We start from the raw sequence: 20,149 nt of genomic DNA on the forward strand, positions 1-20,149 counted from the left end.
AGCAGTTGTCTCGTTATATGATATGATAAACGAAAAGCACACTAGGAGGATCTCTGTGATAAAAGAAATTTTATGGTCGATACTCTTAGCCATATTACTTGTGTTTATTCCTTTCGGTTCTGTGATATAAAAAATATAGAGTAAGCGTGCAATCTACTTTGGTGGGTTGTTTTTTTATGGATAAAAATTTTTTGAGCAAAGATCTTGAAAGTCAAAGAAGGTCAGATTATAATAATAGACAAGAAAGGTCAAATATAGTCAAAGTCAAAACTGACCTTAATTAAAAATTGAAGGAGGAATAACATATGAAATGCCAACAATGTGGTATTCATCAAGCAACGATAAATGTAAACCTTCGATTTAATGATCAAACCGAATCTTTACATGTTTGTGAATCATGCTTTCAAGATATAAAAAATCAAATGAAAAATCCATCTGGTATGTTTGGGGGACAAGACTTTGAAAACTTCTTTGCTGGAGGAACAAATGATTCCAACCAAGCACATGCCAAAACACATACAAGACAAGGCGGAAAAGGTAATGGTCTTTTAGATCAATTAGGTAAAAACCTGACAGATGCCGCAAGAGCAGGACTAATTGACCCAGTAATTGGACGTGACCAAGAGGTTAAACGTGTAATTGAAACCTTAAACCGTCGTAACAAAAACAACCCAGTATTAATCGGGGAACCTGGTGTTGGTAAAACGGCAATCGCAGAAGGGTTAGCCCTAAAAGTAACAGAAGGAAACGTGCCAACAAAACTATTGGACAAAGAAATTTATATTCTGGATGTAGCGTCATTAGTCGCTAATACCGGAATTCGTGGTCAATTCGAAGAGCGTATGAAACAATTAGTATCCGAACTTCAAGAACGTCAAAATGTCATCCTTTTTGTTGATGAAATTCACTTACTTGTAGGTGCAGGAACGACAGAAGGTTCTCAAATGGATGCCGGAAACATCTTAAAACCAGCATTGGCACGAGGCGAATTACAATTAATCGGTGCAACAACATTAAAAGAGTACCGTCAAATTGAAAAAGATGCAGCATTAGAGCGTCGTTTCCAGCCAATTATGGTCAAAGAGCCATCATTAGATGAAGCGGAGCAAATTTTGCAAGGCTTGAAAGAACGTTATGAAAAATATCATCAAGTAAGTTATTCTGATGAAGTATTACGTGCTGCCGTTACGTTGTCTAAGCGTTATATCCAAGACCGCTTCTTACCAGATAAAGCCATTGATTTAATTGATGAAGCAGGTGCACGTCTCAACCTTGATGTAAGTGAGTCAGATCATGAAGCATTGCAGAAACGTCTTGATGAAATCGGCAAAGAAAAAATGGAAGCAGCCGAAAAAGAAGACTATGAACGTGCAGCTAACTTAAGACATCAAGAGATCAAACTAGAGAAAAAATTAGCAGAAACAAAAGAAGCGCCAAAAGCAGACGTAACAGTCGAAGATATTCAATTAATTATTGAAGAGAAAACTGGAATTCCAGTCCGCAAAATCCAAGCAGACGAACAATCCAAAATGAAAAACTTAGCGGACAACTTAAGTCAAAAAGTAATTGGCCAACAAGTTGCAGTTGATAAAGTAGCCAAAGCGGTTCGCCGCAGTCGGGCTGGTTTGAAATCTAAACATCGTCCAATTGGTTCTTTCCTTTTTGTTGGACCAACTGGTGTTGGTAAAACAGAATTAACAAAAGCACTAGCTGAAGAACTGTTTGGTACCAAAGATGCGATGATTCGCCTTGATATGAGTGAATATATGGAAAAACACACCGTATCAAAAATTATCGGTTCACCACCAGGCTATGTAGGACATGAAGAAGCAGGGCAATTAACAGAAAAAGTTCGTCACAATCCGTACAGCTTGATTCTATTAGACGAAATCGAAAAAGCACACCCAGATGTACAGAACATGTTCCTGCAAATCATGGAAGATGGTCAGCTAACTGATAGTCATGGCAGAACGGTAAGTTTTAAAGATACCGTAATTATTATGACAAGTAACGCTGGTACCGGGGTGAAGAAAATTACGGTTGGCTTCAACAGTGACAACAATGAAGCTGTTTCAACACTAGAAAACTTAAGCAGCTATTTCAAGCCAGAATTCTTGAACCGTTTTGATGCGATCATTCCGTTCAATGAATTAGAACAAGAAGATCTACTACAGATTGTAGACCTTATGATCGCAGAGTTAAGTGAACAATTGAAAGAATCTGACCTTGAGATAACAGTCAGCGACGATGCGAAAAAATTCCTAGCTGATAAAGGTTATGATCCTCGATTCGGTGCACGTCCACTACGTCGTGTCATCCAAGATAAAGTAGAAGACGGCATCACAGATCTTGTCTTGGAAGAAGAGGATGTAAAACAAATAGAGATCGTGTTTGAAAACGAAGATATCGTTGTGAAGAAAAGCGCTAGCTAGTATTTAGCTAGTGCTTTTTCTTTAAAATAAGAAAGTATATAATCAGCTCAATGACCGTGTTTAACGAAGTAGTTATTTTGACATATTTTATTTGTGGTTGACAACGCTCCGACTAATTACTTCGCTTTCCGCGGGCACGGCCTCAACTAACTTTGCAAAGAAAAACACTTTGCAAAGTGGATTTTCGGCTCGCGCTGTTCCCGCAGGAGTCTATGTAATTAGTCTTCCGCTATGAGGCGGTGCAGCAATTCTTGTCAGAAGTAATAGGTTGCCTTTTATAAAATAGATGAGAATTGCTATCCATAAATATAAAAGCAGCAATGTTATTTCATGCTAGAGTTGTAGAGCAGAACTTAGCGAAGGCCGCCCACTTCCACTCCTGTGGGAATTGTTTGACCTGAAGATCCACTTTTTCGAGCATTGGCTCGAAAAAGTTAGCTGAAGGGCAAACCCCACGGAAAGGGAAGTGGGCAGCCGGAGTGGTGGTCAAGTTGTTCAAATATTTCATAATTACTATCAAAGTAATTATGGACAGACGGGGTTCCCGTTTTTCTTACGTAAAGTTTTGATGAAATTATTTAAAATGTATTGCTTCTCTTTTACAAAAGATTCATACTAGGCCTAAAGTTACACGTGTGGGGGGAAAGAGTTGAAAAGAGAGATTCGAACTGCAGAAAAGTTGCTAGTATTAGGCTTGAGTTTAATTCTTATTTTTATGATAGTTCAAGATTTAGTTCCGCTTGGTCCACTTAATGATATTGATGCTATCTCAGCCGATCGTAGTTTCAATGAAATATTGACTGTTACCTTAATAGGTGCTGTGCAAATTTTAATCTTACTAAGTATTGTACTAATATTTATCGGCAAGAGGTACCCAATTTGGATTAGGCTCTGGTTAATTATTCATCAATCTTTTATTTTTGTTGGAGCACTTTTAGATTGGTGGATTCCATACTTTTTTGGTTATGGAGCAGAAGAAAGAGTGGATAGATACCAGCAAATGTTTGGAGATACACACTCATTTTTACCGGAAATCAATGGAATTGTTCCGAATACACTTCATGTTATCTTTCATTCACTGTTATTGCTTTGTATTATCTTAACAATCTATATTAGCTTCACCACTAAGAAAAAAAATCATCTCGCATAAATGTGGGGTGATTTTTTTGTTTACATAATCGGAAAGTGGCCATAAAAAGTTTAGAAGTGACCATAAAACCATGAAAAGTGGCCATAAAGTGCTCAAAAGTGGCCATATAATCACGAAAAGTGACCATAAAACTCCCAAAAGTGGCCATAAAAATCTAATCCATCCAAACTTTTTGTACTTCTCTGCGTCTAATAGATAAGATAGAGAAAGAAAAGGGGGCAGTGTAATGACTGATGTCACCAAAAAGGATTTTCGCAAAAACAATGATGCGTTCGTGTACATCATCACTACATACCGTGCAGATTTGTTTCGCACTGCGATGGCCTTTTTGAAAAATAAAGAAGAAGCATTAGAAGCGATACAGGAAGTAACTTTCCGTGCTTATAAGAAACGTAAGCAGCTAAGAGACATTCGTTATGTCAAAACATGGTTGATTCGGATCATGATTAATTACTGTAATGATGTCTTGAAAAAATCCAAGCGACTAACAGATGACCGCATGCTTGAACACAAATCCTCCGTAGACAATTCTAAGAGTATTTGGCTTGAAGATGCGATTCATCATTTGAAAAAGGCAGATCAAGAACTGATTTATTTAAAATATTTCCATGGTATGACATTTCCAGAATTGGCTGAGCAATTAAAGATACCAGAAAGTACTGTAAAAACTAGAATTTACAGTGCGTTAGAAAAGTTAAAACGTCAATTGGCAGACGAAGGAGGGGAGCTATGATGAAAAAGAAACTGGACGAGTGGAAAAAGCAATATGATGTTTTAGAAGTAAGAGATCATGAGTTGGACCAAGCAATTGAGGCAGGTATGCAAAAAGCAGTAAAGCAACAATTTTGGAAAAGGTGGGGGATTACACCAGTTGTAACAGTAGCGATTATCTTACTATCATTTATAACGATCATTAATGCATCTCCTACGTTTGCCGCACAAGTAGCGAAATACCCCGGAATGGATAAATTGATCGAGCTCGTTCAATTTGATAAAGGACAGAAAGCAGCGATCGAGAATGACTATTTTCAAGTGATCGATAAGTCCGTAACCCAAGGTGATCTTACACTAACAGTAGATGGAGTGATTAGAGATAAAAATGGGCTTGTTCTGTTCTATACAGTTTCAAGTGAAAAAGAGCTAGATAGAGTTCGACTCGAGGAAAGTCTGATTACTAATGTTAATGGCAGAGAACTCGCATACCAATCTAAGGGTTACAGTCCTCAAGATGAAAACCGAGGAACTGTGGAATATTATACGGATGACCCTATCCGATTTGATGAATTTACCTTTACAACAGAAGTAGTTGGAGTCGAAACATTAGATAATGGTGTCGGCAATCAATTAAGGGAAACTATTTCGATTGATTTTCATGCGGAAAATACCAAAGAATCGATTCAGTATCAGGTGGACGAAACAGTCAAGATAGAAGGTCAGAAGATCCATATCGATTCTGTAACAATTCAACCACTCCGAACAACGGTTAATCTCTATGCAGATCCTGAAAATGAAATGCGAATACTTTCCATTGATGATATTGCATTAGTTGATGAAAATGGAGAAGAATGGTCAAGCATCCAAAATGGTATGACAGCAAGCGGAACCATCGAGGATGAGAATTATGAAGTCTATTTGCAAAGTAATTATTTTGAACAGCCAGAATCATTATCACTTACTTTTTCTAAAGTACAGGCTGTTAACAGAGATGAGGATTATTTCCGCTTTGATTTGGAAAAGGAACAAATTCTTCATGACCCATATGATAAGTTTTATGATCTGACATATGAAAGTGGGTGGCTGTCGATCTCAATGGATAAAATGGAAAACTATTATATGGATCCTTTTGGTGAGATCTTGGACTTGGATGGAAACGTAATGGAGCAAATTAGATCAAGTTCCAGTCATCAATCAAACCAAAAAACAACTACCTTTAACAAAGCAATCCAAACCGATGAACGAATTATCGATATTAAATTAAGTGGCTATCCAAATTGGATAGAGCAGAAAGTGGCAATACCGCTCAATTAATCTATAACGAAAAAGCACGATTGGCAGTCTATTGACGAACCAACCGTGCTTATTATCAGGATATTACTTTATCTGTATGAAAGAATGAATCATTTGATTACTGAAACATGACTTTAAATGTTAAAATGATGCATGTGAACAGGTTTGGATTTTTTCTTTTGGGGCGATTCATGAAAAGATCCTCCTTAATAAGTATTTATTGAAACATAAGCTTAAATGTCAAGATAACACAAGTAAAAATATTAGGGTTTTGCATTCTTTTACTATTCAATGTAATACCCTCCCGTATCTTTTTGTTGTATTAAGACTAACACGGTCCAATTTACAGTAAAACGAACCTGTAAGAACATGTAACAGACTTTTTCTTAAGAATGAATGAATCTAAATTAGGCATAATAATAAATAAAAAAAGGGAGCGCTTTTCTCCATGATTTTTCAACAAAATGAATATGATCGCTTAAAAAAAGTGATTGTCTGTCCACCTAAATACATGGAAATCAAAAATGTTATCAATGAAACGCAAAAATTTTATGAAGATGAAAATATTAATGTAAAAATCGCAATGGAGCAGCATGAATGTTTTGTTCAAACCTTGAAACAGTTCGATATTGAAGTGATCGAACTAATGACAGATTCTAAGCTGAACGAACAAGTCTTTACGAGAGATATTGGGTTTGCGGCTGGGGACACATTATTTACTTGCGAGATGGGACGTAATATAAGAAAGCCTGAAATAGATGTTTTACAACTATTCCTTGACCATGAGAATTTGCCTTATACTCCATTGACGACACGTTCCATTGAAGGTGGGGATGTGGTTGTTGGCAATGAAAAAGTTTATATAGGGAGAAGCCTTCGCACCACAACAAAAGCGATTGAAGATTTGCAAAGACAGTTAGCAGATAAAGAAGTCGTTGCTGTAGAGATTCGTGAAGATATTTTGCATTTGGACTGTTGTTTTAATATTGTAAGTGATGAGGTAGGACTTATTTATAATGATGCCTTTAATGAGAAGGAATGTAACATGCTTCACAATGAATATGATTTGATTGAAGTCACCGATGATGAACAGTTTACGCTTGGTACCAATGTTTTTTCTATCGGAGATGGTAAAATCATTTCATTGCCCGAAAATAAACAGGTGAATAAGCAGTTAACGGAAAAAGGGTTTGAAGTAGTTGAAGTACCTTTTTCTGAAATCATTAAATCTGGAGGTTCTTTCCGCTGTTGTACACTGCCAATACAACGACAAAAATAATTAAAAATATGCCGTTGTCGTAACGGATTAGTTATAGGGAGAAAGCAAAAAGGAGTGCAAATCGATGGTTTTTCACACTCCTTTTTTTCATTGTTTTAACATGATAATTCTAATTTTTATTTTTGGTGGTTTTACAAGTGAAAAGCTAATAACGGATAGTATGAATCTCTATAAATTACACAACCTAAAATTAATTATTTTAGGGAGGGTTAATTATGCCAGAAAAAGCATCAATTACGTCATCAGAATTAGGAACATTATGGCTTACATATCAAGAAAAAACAATGATTTTACGAGTGTTAGAGTATTTGATAGCAAAAGCAGATGATGAAAAAGCCAAGGATATTATGACAAATTTGCATGAAGAACTTGAAATATATGTTGGTAAAATAGTTCAGATATTTGAAGAGGAAGGTGCTGTTATACCAGTTGCATATACAGCACAGGATGTAAATAAGGATGTCCCAAAGCTATATGATAATGGGTTTGACATTATGTTTGTCCGCCTTTTAAAAGAGATCAGTATAGGATTACATTCATTAAATCTGACAATGACGTTTCGAGAAGATATAAATATGTTTTTTGAAGACCTTACTGCTCTTACCCAAAAGTATTTCAGGATTTGCTCTCAATATTTGCTTGAAAAGGGGTTACTGATTAGAACACCTTACGTTTCAATGCCAAAATCAGTTGAGTTTGTTAAAGATAATAGTTATTTAGGTGGATTAGCTCTCAATCCTTTTAGTCAAAAAAGAACATTGAACACGGTAGAAGTCTCTCACATTCATAAAGCTATTGAATCAAATCTTACAGGTTTACAATTGATTTTAGGTTTTGGACAGTGTGCAAATGATGTTGAGGTAAAAAAATACTTTAATGAGGGTGCAGAGCTTGCTAAAGGCATTATAAAAGAATTGAGTGAAGTAATGCTTCAAACAAACCTTCCAATTCCTCAAACTCCAGGAGGGAATCCAACTCGTTCAACGGTAGCACCATTTTCTGATAAGTTAATGATGTATTGTACAAGTCTTTTTTGTAGCTTTTCTATGGGAAGCAATTCACTCGGAACTGCTTTTAGTTTACGAAATGATTTGCCAACAAAAAATACGATTTTCATGAAAGATATTTTTGAATATGCTCATAAGGGTGCGAAAATCATGATTAAAAATGGTTGGATGGAAGAGCCACCTCAAATGGAGGACCGTAAACAAAAGATGAATTGAGTGATATTGGGTGAGCGGTTATAAGAAACCTAAAAAACATGAGGCTTTACTATGGAGCATAGCATTTCCAGGGTTTGGTCAGTTCTTAAATAGAAGGTTAATTAAAGGGAGTATACTAATTCTTTTAGAATTTCTTGTAAATGTACAAAGTAACTTCAACTTAGCCATTTTATATTCATTTACAGGAGAAATACAAAAAGCCATTTATGTTACAAATTTTCAATGGCTTATGTTTTATCCTTGTTTGTATATGTTTTCCATGTGGGATGCATATAGGGATGCAGAAGGAGAAATAAATCCATATTCGTATATCCCCTTTGTATTTGGTGCTTTTTTTATAACAATTGGGTTGATTTTTTCAACAAAACTAAAAATAATGGGTGTCATATTGGGTCCAGTAATTCTACCTATACTTTCTTTATTACTAGGTCTAACGATAGGATTTATCATTTATCACATTGTTCTAATTATTAATTATAGAAGACACTAACTGAAGAAGGTATGATTTTAAAAGCTTCCTATGTATGATACTGTGTATTAACCAACAATTATTCGTACTAATTTTGTGGAATAATGTACTTAAAGTAAAGGGTAGCTTTAGTTGAACAAAACAATATAAAAAACAAAAACGATTGGGTATCATAATATCCAACCGTTTTTGTTTGCTATTTGTACTGTTTATTTATGGTGCTAAACAAACTATCTTTTTGTATGTTAGTTCATCTGTTTTTTGACATCTCCATGGAAACAGAGTTAGTTACCGTTATAGATACGCTTATTTATGGGCTTTTGGGATTATGTTCACAAGATAAGATTAGGTATCTAACCAACAATTTTCCACTTACAATGAATTAATAAAATTATGAAACTCTCTCTATATATAAAACGTATGTATCTTTAAGGAGGTGACCAATATGGACGTCATCATGATGCTTGCTCCGTTAATTATTATTCAATTTTTATTAATGATTGTCGCAATTATAGCCCTCTTAAAAACAGAACAAACAAATGGCCCCAAGCCAATGTGGGCAGCAATTATTATTCTAATTGGTTTTATTGGTCCGATTTTATTCTTTATTGTTGGAAGGAGACAATATTAAATGACAGTAATTGAAGTCGAAAAACTGACAAAGGCGTTTAAAGGCAAACCAATTGTGAAAGGACTTGATTTTCAGTTAGAAAAAGGCAGGTGTGTTGCACTGCTCGGTCCGAACGGTGCGGGAAAAACAACAACATTAAGAATGCTCTCTGGCTTGTTGAAGCCGACTTCAGGCATCATTACCTTTTCTGGCTCACAAAAAGGAGAAGATATTCGCAAATATATCGGCTATCTTCCACAATATCCGGTTTTCCACCCTTGGATGACAGGGAAGGAATTTCTTGTTTATGTTGGTCAACTCGCACACTTAACGAAACAAGAAGCAGCAGAAAAAGCAGATCAACTTCTCAAAAAAGTAGCAATCTATGGATCTCGTAATCAACGAATCGGTAAATATTCAGGAGGGATGAAGCAACGACTAGGGATAGCTCAAGCGATGATTCATAGTCCACAACTTCTTATGCTGGATGAGCCAGTTTCCTCACTAGATCCGATTGGACGTCGCGAAGTATTAACATTAATGGAAGAATTAAAAACACAAACAACGGTCCTTTTCTCCACACATATATTAGGAGACGCAGAAGAAATTTGTGATGATTTATTATTGATGCATCAAGGAGAAATACTCGAATCAGGATCGATTGATGCATTACGACAAAGGCATCAATCCGCTAAGTTTGAAATCGCATTGCGAGGTGATTCTGCTACATATTTGGAAACGCTCCACGCTCTTTCATCAGTACAAGATGTTTTTCAAGAAAAAGGAGAAGTTCATGTTGTCGTAGAAGATATTGAGTTAGCTAGAAAAGAAATATTAACGAAAGTATTAGAAGAGGATTGGCCGCTTGAGAAGTTAGCGCTAAGTAAGACAACACTGGAAGATTTATTTATGAAAGTGGTGAAAAAATAATGCAATGGATCACAATTTTTAAAAAGGAGTTAGTAGAAGACTGGCGCAATTTCAAATGGGTTTGGGTACCACTCGTGTTCATCATCATTTGTATTATGGATCCATTGTCAACTTATTATTTGCCGCAAATATTAGATGCGGTTGGTGGTGTGCCAGAAGGAACTGTGATTGAAGGTCCAGAGCTGGGACCAACAGAGGCGATTATGTTCAGTTTAACAGAAATTAGTATGCTTGGTGTACTCGTCATTGTGGCGATTTCGATGGCGGTAATTGCAGGTGAACGAAAAAGTGGTGTAGCGGAATTAGTGTTGGTTAAACCAGTAAGTTATTTCACTTATATTTCAGCAAAATGGGCAGCGAAATTACTATTAGTTTTTACAGCTTATTTAATAGGTATGTTAACAAGCTGGTACTATGTGAGTCTTTTATTTGGTGATCTAAGTGCGTCACAATTTATTGGGCTGTTTTTGTTCTATTTTATTTGGTTGATTTTTGTAGTAACATTAACTTTTCTTTATAATACGGTAGTTAAAATACCTGGTCTTGTATTAACACTGTCGATTATAACGATTATGGCAATGTCAGCGATTAATCAGATTTTTTCTTTCCGGATGCCATGGTTTCCTAATAGTATTAGTGAGCACATCACCACTATGCTGGCAGAAGGAGCAATCCCGAATGAATTATGGGGAGCGGCTGGCATTACATTAGGGTTATCGGTCATCTTATTGGTCGCATCCAATTTTATTTTAAAAACGAAAGAAATGGCAGATTAGAGTTCGTGCATTCGGGCTCTTTTTTTATTATAATAGAATCATGAGATACGGGGCATTAGCTCAGCTGGGAGAGCATCGTGCTGGCAGCGCGAGGGTCAGCGGTTCGAGCCCGCTATGCTCCATCATTTATGTGCGGACATTTATTCCGCTATTTCTATAAAAACACCTAGATTTTAAGGTGAAGTGGACATCTGTTCCGTTATTTTTGGAAAAAGCGTTTAATAGAAGCATAATTACGGTGAATAAAGGAATAGATGTCCGTTACAAGTCATAAATCCCCTTTTTTCTGCTATATAACGGAACGAATGTCCGCTCGGTAAAGTTGTGTACAATTAATATACTATTCGTTAATCTGGTTGGGTAAGAAGTGCATTACTATTTTCCGTAAACCAATCCGTTGCATCTTGAAGCGTATCATGTAGTGGTCTAAAAGTGATACCTAATTCTTTCTTTGCCTTATCGGATGAGTGTCTTTTACATTCGCATATTTCATAAATACCATTTACGGAAATGGCCATTTCTTTTTTCGTAATGACTGAAACTCGATCGACTATCCAGCCAAGCGTAAATGCAATGGGAACAGGAATATTTCGCTTGGGAGAAGGGATACCCGTTACTATTTCCAATTCCTTGGACAAATCTTTCAAATGTACATGGCGTCCAGCAACTAAAAAACGTTCACTTTTATTTACTTTCGTAATTGCTGCAACCATCGCCTCCGCCACATCCCTAACGTCAACAATATCAATACTGACATTAATGTTTCCTGGAAGACGTTTATGCAAATAATCCAATATATATTTACCACCGCTTGTTGGCGCTGCATCAACTGGTCCCATCATCCAACCAGGTAGAAAAGTGATAATTGGAAGCGAATGACGAGCGCTGAATTCAGCGATTTTCCTATCGCTGATAATCTTACTTTTTGCATATAAAGTCATCGCATCTTCTGAATCTCTAATATCCTCTTCATTACTAGGAGTATTGTCAAGCCTCTTTTTAATAGTGTTACTGCTGCTTGTGTGTATGATTAATTTGACACCGTATTCTTTTGCTAATTCAAACAATCGAAGCGTATTGGTAATGTTTATTCTTTCTAACTCGGGCCAATGCTTTCCGAACGAAAATGTTTCTCTAAAATATGCAGCAGTATGAAAAAGCACCTCACATCCTTTCAGTTCTTCTGCAAAGGTATCGACATCATTCATATCTCCTTTCACAAAGGTTGCATCAGTTGATCCTAAGAGCTTCTCAGCTTTCTTCTCAGAACGTACTAATGTTTTCACTTCATAACCATTTCTTACTAAACATTTGACCAAATGATTGCCTAAAAAACCAGTGCCTCCTGTAACAAACACTTTCATTTTTATCACTCCTTATTTATAAACTATATATAATATATATTCAGTTTATAAATATGTCAACACTTGTTATTTGTTGTTTGACAATTATGGTGCTACTGATATAGTAAAATTATGAAATCAGAAGTTTGCAGTTAGCGAAAGAGGAGATATAAAAATGAGTTATTCAACCGCTTTTTCTCAAGCGTTATCAATTGTTGTATATACTGCGGTGAAAATCGAAGAAGGATATACCGATTATGTTTCAGCCAGACAACTATCAGAAAATATGGAAATACCAAACCCAACAGTAGTCAAAATTCTCCAATCATTAAATCGATTTGGTCTTATAACAACGAAAGAGGGGGCAAGAGGTGGAATCAGATTGGCAAAGGCGCCGGAAAAGATCACAGTTTTGGATGTATTCAGTGCAATGGAGCTTGATCGCCCTTTATTCAAATTTTCACTTCCTTCCACTTTAAAGGATGACAAATCACAACTAGTAGGAGGCAAAATCGAACAGGTTCTTTCCCAAGCAGAAAGCGACATGAAAGCAAGACTTGCAGCAACCAAGATTTCTGACTTGTACTGAAAAAACACATGAACTTTTCACGATTATTATTATTTTTTACTAAAAAAGGGAAAACGAATAATAAGAAGTTTTCATATCATACTAGCAAAGAGAAGGTAGGTGAAATGATGAAAATCGGTGTACCTAAAGAAATTAAAAGCAATGAAAATCGAGTGGCGATCACACCTGCGGGGGTAATGATGCTGACAGAAGCAGGTCATCAAGTGAAAATTGAAAGCGGCGCTGGACTTGGCAGTGGTTTTGATGATCAAGTATACAAAAACGTAGGAGCGGATATTGTATCTTCACCAGACCAAGTTTGGGCGCAAGAATTAGTCGTCAAAGTAAAGGAGCCTCAACCATCAGAATTCTCTTTTTTCCGTAAAGATCTACTGCTGTTTACTTATCTACACTTAGCTGCTGAAAAAGAAGTAGCAGAAGCCTTATTGGAAAATAAAACGACAGGTATTGCTTATGAAACGATTCAACTAGCAAATGGTGCCTTACCTCTGCTTACACCAATGAGTGAAATCGCTGGACGGATGTCAGTGCAAGCTGGTGTTCGATTTTTAGAGAAAATACATGGCGGAAAAGGTGTTCTTCCTAGTGGTGTACCGGGGGTTTCACCAGCCAATGTTGTCATTATTGGCGGCGGTATAGTAGGTACCAATGCAGCGAAAATGGCGGTTGGATTAGGAGCCAATGTTACGCTATTAGACATCAATATTGACCGTTTACGTCAATTAGAGGACCTATTCCAAGGCAAAATTCGGACCTTAGCATCCAATCCATATAATATTGCTGAACAAGTAGAAAAGGCAGATTTACTAGTAGGTGCCGTCCTGATTCCTGGTGCAAAAGCGCCGAAATTGGTAACAGAGGAAATGGTAAAAACAATGGAGCAAGGATCTGTCATTGTGGACGTAGCCGTCGATCAAGGTGGTTCGATTGAAACGATTGACCGGGTAACAACACATCAGGATCCGGTTTATGTTAAACATGGAGTTATTCATTATGCAGTAGCTAATATTCCTGGTGCGGTGTCAAAAACCGCCACATATGCACTAACAAATGTAACGACACCATATGTTTTAAATCTTGCCAACAAAGGCTTAAAAGATTATGCTAAATCAGATAAAGCTTTTGCGAAAGGTATTAACACGTACCAAGGAAAAGTCGTCCATGAAGCCGTTGCAAAGGCACATGATAAAAGGTATATCGATATCGACTCCATTTTTGAATAGAAACAAAGTGGCCCCATAGTAGTAGGGGCCACTTTTTTAATGGAATAAAGCCAATTCTTCTTCAATCGCCTTTTTAATTTTCTCCAACGTTTGCTCTGGAGTCTTCCCGTGGATTCGACGATTATTTACTAACGCATACGGCTTTAGTCTACACAACCCGCAGAAATTCAAGCAATCGTTAATCAGCACTGCTACCTCTGGATATTCCGTTTCAATGATGTTTTCTATATCAAATGTGTTCATTAAATTACTGTCACATATTTCTACTACGACGATTCCCATCCAATCACCTTCCATCTGCGCCTGTATGATTTTTATCACAGACATTTAGAGAATCATTTTATAAACTAACTCTATCATATCTACTTTGTCAACATAAAAGTTTTGAAAGAAGAGGTGAAGCAAATGGTAAAGGTACAATCTACCAGGGCTATGATTCTAGAATTATTAAAAAAGAACCAATCACTGTCTGTTAATGGAATTAGCAACTTCTTAAATATTACCGAAATGGCGATCCGCAAACATCTGATAAAACTGGAAAGTGAAAAATTAATAACCTCCCGTACTGTTCGACAGCCGATGGGTCGCCCTGTTATCTATTATTCATTGACGACAGCTGGAGAAAATGTTTTTCCTAAAAGTTATGACCTGCTAACAATGGAGTTTTTACGGGACATGGAAGACACAATAGGTATGGAAGCAATCGATCAGCTATTTGAAAAAAGAGAAGAGCGTTTACGTCAAAAATATCGCAGACGAATTTTTATTGAAGATCCCATTGCAGAAAGGGTAAAAGCATTAGTGAAGGTACAAAGTGACAATGGCTATATGTCAGAATTTCATGAAGAAGATAAGGATCAGCTATCCTTTGCTCAATATAATTGTCCGATAGCTGCAATAGCAGACAAATATGATAAACCATGTGACTGTGAATTGAATTTGTTTAAATCTGTTCTTGGAACGGAGAAAGTAATGCGTGTCGAATGCATCGCAAAAGGTGGCACTGCATGTAAATATGTCGTAGAAAAATAAAGCTGTAGAGCACAAGCACTCTACAGCAGAGCTAAAAAGAGCGGCACCAAAAAGGATACTACAACTGCACTGATTGTCATCGATAGTGCACTGACCGCACCATCTAGTTCACCTAATTCCAATGCCTTGGAAGTGCCGATTGCATGTGATGCCGTTCCAATTCCAAGACCTCTGGCAACAGGATGTTGAATTCGAAGTAATCGGACAATGACCGGCCCGAACATAGCACCACTAATTCCAGCAATCATAACAAAGACAGCAGCAAAGGATAAATTGCCGCCCGCTGTGTCGGTAATACTTAATGCTACAGGTGTAGTAACTGACTTTGCTGCAACAGACTTAATAATCCAATCTTCAAATCCGAGCGTTTTTGCACCGGCAATTCCTGTAACGATACCGATGATAGAACCAGCAAATATGCCAAGAAAAATAGTTTGGGCATATTTTTTGATTAAGTCAAGCTGGCGATAGAGCGGTAATGCCAAGGCGACCACGATTGGCCCAAGAAACAGATCAATCCATTGTCCACCAAGCATATACGATCGATAGGAAAGGTCGCTGAATCCTAATAATATGATTAAAAATCCAGAGGTTAAGAAAATCGGCAAGGTAAATGGATTAGGGTATTTACGATAGATCCTTTTTGCTACCCTGTAAACAGCTATTGTCATGATTAAAAAGATAATTCCAATCCAGACGTTAATCATGAGCATCTACTTCTTTCTTCAACAACAATGAGGTTATACAGCTGCTAATACCAACCGTTAAAAAAGTGCTAAGTATCACAAGCGGAATCATTAAACTCCCTTTTCCATAAAAGAACTCTAAATATTGTACAACGCCGACTGTAACGGGAACAAAGAATATCGGCATATCTTTGATCAATAAATCGATTCCATCAGCAACCCATTCAACCCGGATCAGTTTAAAAGTTAACAACGCAAAAAAGAGCAACATGCCAATAATGCTACCCGGTATAAATAAAGAAAAGGCAGACTGGATCGCTTCCCCAATGTAATAAAACAAAAATAGCACACTAATCTGTAAGATGATTTTTAGATATTTCACAATAAGACCTCCACTCTCATCACGTTGCTAATCGTCTGTAATCCCCTTGATACGTTTCGCTAATGATCAGTGCAATAAATCCCTCACTGATAAAAAGTCTTATTTTATCATACGTCTTACAGAAACATGTGCGCAAGTTAAATTATTCACCTAGTTCTTTTTGCAAGCATTCCTTACAATAGATGGTGCCATAATCTTGATAATATTTCTTTACATTAGTGATTCATCACCCGCCAGCTATAGATTAACATATTCACAAGGTTATCAACAGTCAAAAACAGCTATGGCAGCTTTAAGTCTATTTATCCACGCTATCCCCATTCAAGCAACCTATCTAGGCACTGAATAACTGTCCTTATTAAAACAAGATCCACAAACCTTATGCACATTATGCACAGATTTGTGGATAACTGTTGTGGATAATCACATGGCCTCTTCGTCCTCTGTAACAGTTTCTACATGTGAGAAATAATTTTCTTTCGTAATTACATATAAATCATAAACAGGTTCTTCCTGTGGGTTAATTTTTTCAAAAACTTCAGGATAGCTTTCATTACCATACATGACGAAAGGGATTTTTAAAATAGCTTTTAAAGAGCGTACATTCGTACGTCTGATTTTAATAAAAATTGCGTCGATGTCATGATGGTAAAACAGCTCTTCGAAAAAAGCGTCTTTTGCTAATTTATTATAGCCTTTGCCAAAGTATGGTTTGCCAATCCATGTCGCCAAAAATCCAGCCTTATTTTCTATATCAAATAAATTGATCGTCCCGATTGGATTAAAATATTCATCGACAATGGTGCGGGAGATCAATTCACCGTGTTCTTCGGCTTCCATTGTCTGTTTCGTTAAAAAGTAAAATTCGTCACTAGAATAAGCTTTATGTCTTACGTATGGAAATACTTCTGGATCAGACATGAGATCAAATAACATAGGCGCATCCTGGACGTCTCTTTTTTTAAGCATAAAAAATCCCTCCTTAGGCTTTGGAGGGTGAAAAGAAGACAGAAACATGGCGTAGCTGTGTCCTTACCACCCTCGAATTTTTATCAAAGTTTAAACAAAAATTCGGGGTGGGAATCGAACCCACTAGAACCAGTTTACTTCCGCTGGTGGCGCACCATTTGCCTTCCCTTATATCAACTGCTCGATACCCTTATCTTACACAATAAACAAGATAGTTGTAAATAGGAAATCACAAAAAAATGCGAAAAAATTTAAGTAAAATGAAGGAATATTAAGAAAATTTACTTTAAATTAATATAAACGTCATAAACGATCGTAAATAACCTATTAAGGCGATTAATTGTAAATTTCGGCTAATGCTTGCTCGATGGTAGCGTGGTGAAAATGATAGCCTGATTCGATTGCTTTTTCGGGTAAAACTTTTTGTCCATCCACAACTAGTATACTCATTTCACCTAGAAGTGTTCTTAAAAGAAAGCTTGGTGTGGGAAACCAGCTCGGTCTGTTTAGGGTTTTAGCAAGAGCTTGTGCTAATTCTTTATTTTGAACAGGGCTTGGGGCAGTGAGATGTAAGGTGCGTTCAACATGTTTATGATCGATTGCATATAACAAGAGACCGACGACATCCTTAATATGGATCCATGATACCCACTGTTTACCGGAACCAATTTTCCCTCCGGCGAATAGTCGAAACGGGATTGCCATTAGTGGTAAGGCACCTTCTTCTCCCAAGACGACACCAAGTCTTGCCACAACCGTTCGGACACCAAATGATCTTGCTTGTAATGCTGTTTCTTCCCATGCTTCCGTCACTTCAGCAAGAAAGTCATTGCCTTGCTCTTCTGATTGTTCCGTAAAGGTTTTTGTGTCTGACGTGCCAAAGTAGCCGATAGCTGAAGCATTAATAAGTACTTCAGGCTTTTCTGACAGTTTGCGAATTAAGTCGATAATCGCATAAGTCGCATTAATTCTACTTTGATAGATTTTGTCTTTCTTTGCTTTGGTCCAATAACCAAATAGGGAATCCCCTGCCAAATTAATGATGGCGTCAAGTTTTGGTAAATGTTGTTCAGGATGAAAGTCGTCATGTAGCCATCCAATATAAGATACTTGTTGATTACTTTTATATTTGTTGGGAGAACGAGTCAAAATATAGACGGAATCACCGCGTTCGGTTAATGCTTTTGTTACATGTTTTCCGACAAACCCAGTTCCGCCAGCTATTGCGATGTTCATAATAAGCCCCTCCATTTTGTTTGTAGAACAAATGTTTGTGTGTTAAAATAATAGTGAGGTGATAATCTTGCCCGAAATAGCTAAAATAACGACGCAAAAGAAATCGAAGCACCGTTATAATATTTTTTTAAAAGAAAATGAGCAAGAATACTATGGTTTTAGTGTTAATGAAGATATTTTGATCGAATATTATCTTCGAAAAGGGTTGTTCCTTACTCCTGAAATGATCGAGCAAATTCAAGAAAAAGATGAGTCCTATAAAGCCTATACCCTTTCTGTTAAGTATTTAAGTTATCGAATGCGTTCTGAGCAGGAATTAATTGACTACTTACAACGTAAAGAAGTTGACGATACTTATATCGGCGAAGTGATCTCTCGCCTGAAACAGGAAGGTTTGGTGGATGATGTTGCTTTTAGTGAGGCATTAGTCAGAACGAAAATGCAAACATCCACTAAAGGACCTTTAATGATAAAGAAGGAATTAGTCGAAAAAGGTATACAAGCTCCTAATATTGAACAGGCATTATCCCTCTATACATTTGAGAAACAATTTCAAAAGGTAGAAAAATGGGCAAAAAAGAAATTACAAGCCTCCAGTAAAAAATCTCGCCAGCAACAAATCGACAGTATCAAACAGTCGCTATTACAAAAAGGGTTTTCATTCGATGTTATTACAGAAGTTTTAAATAATATTGAATTGGAGCGAGACGATGATGAGGAGTACGAAGCTGTCGTATTTCAAGGTGAGAAATTGGTGACTAAATACCAGAAAAAAGATAGTGGATATGGATTGAAACAAAAGGTGAAAGCAGCTTTATATCGCAAAGGATTTACAGCTGATCTAATTGACCGTTTTATAGATGAATATCTAAGTGAGCACTGATTAACTTGTGCTCACTTTACCTTGGATAAATTCAATTGCCTCAAATACGTCATCAACAACGTGTGTTGCTTTTTGTTTAACAGCCTCTGGTGCTGTAACCATTGCAAAGCTGTTAGCCGACATTTCAAACATCGGAATATCATTGAATGAATCTCCTATTACAGCAATTTCTTCTGGATTAATATTTAAGTGTTCTGCTAATGCTGTTAACCCTCGCGCTTTACTTACACCTTTTGGTACGATATCCACACAGTGTGGATCAGATAAATACGTTTCACTCACCTCAGAAAATGCTTCGTCTATCTCTTGCTGGAAACCAACAATATCCTTTTCGTCGCCAAGCAGCATGTATTTACTAGGTAAGAATGCTTCATTATAGTCATCTGCAAAGTCTACACCTTCCACAAGTGGGAAATAAAGAATGTCTTCCATAGCTTTAATTTCTGGTGTTTTAAAAGAAATATATGATTCATCTGCCGTTGTAATGCAGAATGGATTCGGAAAAGCACTGACTGCGTGATGTAGAGCACGGCTTGTTGCAGCATCAAACGTTTTGGTAAAAATTTTTTGATTATCTTTCGTGTCAACAAACGCACCATTTTGACTGATGCGGTGTGCATCATGATTTATTTCTGAACAGATTTTCACGATATCTCGTTCCATTCTTCCAGTAGCAACGGCGAAATCAATGCCGTGTTCTTTTAAACGATGAATAGCATCTATATCTTCTTGTTTGATGATATTGCCAGGTTTTAATAGTGTTCCATCTAAATCTGTCGCAAATAATTTTATCAAGCTGGACCATCCTTTTTTGTTAGATTACCCTCATTATACAGGGGAACAGGCTGTGTACGAAATAATATAGCACCGGTTTACGATATTTTAACATTAGCCAAAGTAATGGTAAAATGAAAGTAGAAACTAACATGG

General features: G+C 36.8%; 21 protein-coding genes and 1 tRNA gene. 15 read left to right on the forward strand and 7 right to left on the reverse strand.

Going from position 1 to position 20,149, the window contains the following annotated elements; all coding sequences use genetic code 11:
* Positions 1 to 305 precede the first annotated feature (305 nt).
* From D569_RS0111445 to D569_RS0111495, 11 genes are all read left to right on the forward strand, one after another.
* The gene (locus D569_RS0111445; protein ID WP_018932559.1) at positions 306 to 2,432 is read left to right on the forward strand and encodes an ATP-dependent Clp protease ATP-binding subunit; all 2,127 of its coding nucleotides are present in this window, start codon (positions 306 to 308) and stop codon (positions 2,430 to 2,432) included.
* A gap of 649 nt (positions 2,433 to 3,081) precedes the next feature.
* Complete coding sequence (locus D569_RS0111450; protein WP_018932560.1) at positions 3,082 to 3,582, forward strand: hypothetical protein; 501 nt, start codon at positions 3,082 to 3,084, stop codon at positions 3,580 to 3,582.
* Positions 3,583 to 3,808: 226 nt separating this feature from the next.
* Positions 3,809 to 4,315: an RNA polymerase sigma factor gene (locus tag D569_RS0111455; protein WP_018932561.1), complete on the forward strand. Its 507-nt coding sequence runs from the start codon at positions 3,809 to 3,811 to the stop codon at positions 4,313 to 4,315.
* A complete protein-coding gene (locus tag D569_RS0111460; RefSeq protein ID WP_018932562.1) occupies positions 4,312 to 5,610 on the forward strand; it encodes a DUF4179 domain-containing protein in 1,299 nt (432 codons plus the stop codon). Before D569_RS0111455 ends, D569_RS0111460 begins: the two co-directional genes overlap by 4 nt.
* A 427-nt stretch (positions 5,611 to 6,037) precedes the next feature.
* On the forward strand, positions 6,038 to 6,868 hold the full coding sequence (locus D569_RS0111465; RefSeq protein ID WP_018932563.1) for a dimethylarginine dimethylaminohydrolase family protein: 831 nt from the start codon (positions 6,038 to 6,040) through the stop codon (positions 6,866 to 6,868).
* 215 nt (positions 6,869 to 7,083) lie between these two features.
* Complete coding sequence (locus tag D569_RS0111470; protein ID WP_018932564.1) at positions 7,084 to 8,091, forward strand: DUF3231 family protein; 1,008 nt, start codon at positions 7,084 to 7,086, stop codon at positions 8,089 to 8,091.
* Positions 8,092 to 8,101: 10 nt separating this feature from the next.
* Entirely contained in the window at positions 8,102 to 8,581 is a 480-nt protein-coding gene (locus tag D569_RS0111475) for a hypothetical protein (protein WP_018932565.1), read from the forward strand.
* A gap of 424 nt (positions 8,582 to 9,005) precedes the next feature.
* On the forward strand, positions 9,006 to 9,191 hold the full coding sequence (locus D569_RS0111480) for a PLDc N-terminal domain-containing protein (RefSeq protein WP_018932566.1): 186 nt from the start codon (positions 9,006 to 9,008) through the stop codon (positions 9,189 to 9,191).
* Positions 9,192 to 10,100, forward strand: coding sequence for an ABC transporter ATP-binding protein (locus D569_RS0111485; RefSeq protein WP_018932567.1), 909 nt, complete (start codon positions 9,192 to 9,194; stop codon positions 10,098 to 10,100).
* Complete coding sequence (locus D569_RS0111490; RefSeq protein WP_018932568.1) at positions 10,100 to 10,876, forward strand: ABC transporter permease; 777 nt, start codon at positions 10,100 to 10,102, stop codon at positions 10,874 to 10,876. Before D569_RS0111485 ends, D569_RS0111490 begins: the two co-directional genes overlap by 1 nt.
* 49 nt (positions 10,877 to 10,925) lie before the next feature.
* A tRNA-Ala gene (locus D569_RS0111495) sits at positions 10,926 to 10,998 on the forward strand.
* A gap of 225 nt (positions 10,999 to 11,223) precedes the next feature.
* Here D569_RS0111495 and D569_RS0111500 read toward each other — a convergent pair.
* Complete coding sequence (locus tag D569_RS0111500) at positions 11,224 to 12,240, reverse strand: NAD-dependent epimerase/dehydratase family protein (RefSeq protein WP_018932569.1); 1,017 nt, start codon at positions 12,238 to 12,240, stop codon at positions 11,224 to 11,226.
* Positions 12,241 to 12,394: 154 nt separating this feature from the next.
* Between D569_RS0111500 and D569_RS0111505 the strand changes: the two genes are divergently transcribed.
* Positions 12,395 to 12,808, forward strand: a complete 414-nt coding sequence (locus D569_RS0111505; RefSeq protein WP_018932570.1) for an RrF2 family transcriptional regulator — start codon at positions 12,395 to 12,397, stop codon at positions 12,806 to 12,808.
* 107 nt (positions 12,809 to 12,915) lie between these two features.
* Positions 12,916 to 14,031: an alanine dehydrogenase gene (gene ald / locus D569_RS0111510; protein WP_026287307.1), complete on the forward strand. Its 1,116-nt coding sequence runs from the start codon at positions 12,916 to 12,918 to the stop codon at positions 14,029 to 14,031.
* A gap of 36 nt (positions 14,032 to 14,067) precedes the next feature.
* Here the strand turns inward: ald and D569_RS0111515 are convergent, their stop codons facing one another.
* The gene (locus D569_RS0111515) at positions 14,068 to 14,313 is read right to left on the reverse strand and encodes a YuzB family protein (protein WP_018932572.1); all 246 of its coding nucleotides are present in this window, start codon (positions 14,311 to 14,313) and stop codon (positions 14,068 to 14,070) included.
* Positions 14,314 to 14,436: 123 nt separating this feature from the next.
* Between D569_RS0111515 and D569_RS0111520 the strand changes: the two genes are divergently transcribed.
* Positions 14,437 to 15,063, forward strand: coding sequence for a helix-turn-helix transcriptional regulator (locus D569_RS0111520; RefSeq protein ID WP_018932573.1), 627 nt, complete (start codon positions 14,437 to 14,439; stop codon positions 15,061 to 15,063).
* Between the two features lie 20 nt (positions 15,064 to 15,083).
* On the opposite strand, the gene D569_RS0111525 is transcribed toward D569_RS0111520, so the two are convergent.
* From D569_RS0111525 to D569_RS0111540, 4 genes are all read right to left on the reverse strand, one after another.
* Positions 15,084 to 15,770: an LrgB family protein gene (locus D569_RS0111525; protein WP_018932574.1), complete on the reverse strand. Its 687-nt coding sequence runs from the start codon at positions 15,768 to 15,770 to the stop codon at positions 15,084 to 15,086.
* The gene (locus tag D569_RS0111530) at positions 15,763 to 16,131 is read right to left on the reverse strand and encodes a CidA/LrgA family protein (protein WP_018932575.1); all 369 of its coding nucleotides are present in this window, start codon (positions 16,129 to 16,131) and stop codon (positions 15,763 to 15,765) included. Before D569_RS0111530 ends, D569_RS0111525 begins: the two co-directional genes overlap by 8 nt.
* A 423-nt stretch (positions 16,132 to 16,554) precedes the next feature.
* Complete coding sequence (locus tag D569_RS0111535) at positions 16,555 to 17,100, reverse strand: GNAT family N-acetyltransferase (RefSeq protein WP_018932576.1); 546 nt, start codon at positions 17,098 to 17,100, stop codon at positions 16,555 to 16,557.
* A gap of 336 nt (positions 17,101 to 17,436) precedes the next feature.
* On the reverse strand, positions 17,437 to 18,336 hold the full coding sequence (locus D569_RS0111540) for a TIGR01777 family oxidoreductase (RefSeq protein ID WP_018932577.1): 900 nt from the start codon (positions 18,334 to 18,336) through the stop codon (positions 17,437 to 17,439).
* A gap of 58 nt (positions 18,337 to 18,394) precedes the next feature.
* Between D569_RS0111540 and recX the strand changes: the two genes are divergently transcribed.
* On the forward strand, positions 18,395 to 19,219 hold the full coding sequence (recX, locus tag D569_RS0111545) for a recombination regulator RecX (protein WP_425401988.1): 825 nt from the start codon (positions 18,395 to 18,397) through the stop codon (positions 19,217 to 19,219).
* Here recX and D569_RS0111550 read toward each other — a convergent pair whose 3' ends face one another.
* Positions 19,220 to 20,014: a Cof-type HAD-IIB family hydrolase gene (locus D569_RS0111550; protein WP_018932579.1), complete on the reverse strand. Its 795-nt coding sequence runs from the start codon at positions 20,012 to 20,014 to the stop codon at positions 19,220 to 19,222.
* Between the last annotated feature and the right edge of the window lie 135 nt (positions 20,015 to 20,149).

This window comes from Gracilibacillus lacisalsi DSM 19029 (assembly GCF_000377765.1).
In the GTDB taxonomy this organism is placed as follows: domain Bacteria; phylum Bacillota; class Bacilli; order Bacillales; family Amphibacillaceae; genus Gracilibacillus; species Gracilibacillus lacisalsi.

What these genes read in the sequence shown, in the direction of transcription:
- D569_RS0111460 (WP_018932562.1), top strand. Translation starts at nt 4,312, where the DNA reads ATGATGAAAAAGAAACTGGACGAGTGGAAAAAGCAATATGATGTTTTA.
- D569_RS0111490 (WP_018932568.1), top strand. Translation starts at nt 10,100, where the DNA reads ATGCAATGGATCACAATTTTTAAAAAGGAGTTAGTAGAAGACTGGCGC.
- D569_RS0111520 (WP_018932573.1), top strand. Translation starts at nt 14,437, where the DNA reads ATGGTAAAGGTACAATCTACCAGGGCTATGATTCTAGAATTATTAAAA.
- D569_RS0111465 (WP_018932563.1), top strand. Translation starts at nt 6,038, where the DNA reads ATGATTTTTCAACAAAATGAATATGATCGCTTAAAAAAAGTGATTGTC.
- D569_RS0111505 (WP_018932570.1), top strand. Translation starts at nt 12,395, where the DNA reads ATGAGTTATTCAACCGCTTTTTCTCAAGCGTTATCAATTGTTGTATAT.
- D569_RS0111500 (WP_018932569.1), bottom strand. Translation starts at nt 12,240, where the DNA reads ATGAAAGTGTTTGTTACAGGAGGCACTGGTTTTTTAGGCAATCATTTG.
- D569_RS0111480 (WP_018932566.1), top strand. Translation starts at nt 9,006, where the DNA reads ATGGACGTCATCATGATGCTTGCTCCGTTAATTATTATTCAATTTTTA.
- D569_RS0111525 (WP_018932574.1), bottom strand. Translation starts at nt 15,770, where the DNA reads ATGATTAACGTCTGGATTGGAATTATCTTTTTAATCATGACAATAGCT.
- D569_RS0111470 (WP_018932564.1), top strand. Translation starts at nt 7,084, where the DNA reads ATGCCAGAAAAAGCATCAATTACGTCATCAGAATTAGGAACATTATGG.
- D569_RS0111455 (WP_018932561.1), top strand. Translation starts at nt 3,809, where the DNA reads ATGACTGATGTCACCAAAAAGGATTTTCGCAAAAACAATGATGCGTTC.
- D569_RS0111540 (WP_018932577.1), bottom strand. Translation starts at nt 18,336, where the DNA reads ATGAACATCGCAATAGCTGGCGGAACTGGGTTTGTCGGAAAACATGTA.
- D569_RS0111535 (WP_018932576.1), bottom strand. Translation starts at nt 17,100, where the DNA reads ATGCTTAAAAAAAGAGACGTCCAGGATGCGCCTATGTTATTTGATCTC.
- D569_RS0111515 (WP_018932572.1), bottom strand. Translation starts at nt 14,313, where the DNA reads ATGGGAATCGTCGTAGTAGAAATATGTGACAGTAATTTAATGAACACA.
- ald (WP_026287307.1), top strand. Translation starts at nt 12,916, where the DNA reads ATGAAAATCGGTGTACCTAAAGAAATTAAAAGCAATGAAAATCGAGTG.
- D569_RS0111445 (WP_018932559.1), top strand. Translation starts at nt 306, where the DNA reads ATGAAATGCCAACAATGTGGTATTCATCAAGCAACGATAAATGTAAAC.
- D569_RS0111485 (WP_018932567.1), top strand. Translation starts at nt 9,192, where the DNA reads ATGACAGTAATTGAAGTCGAAAAACTGACAAAGGCGTTTAAAGGCAAA.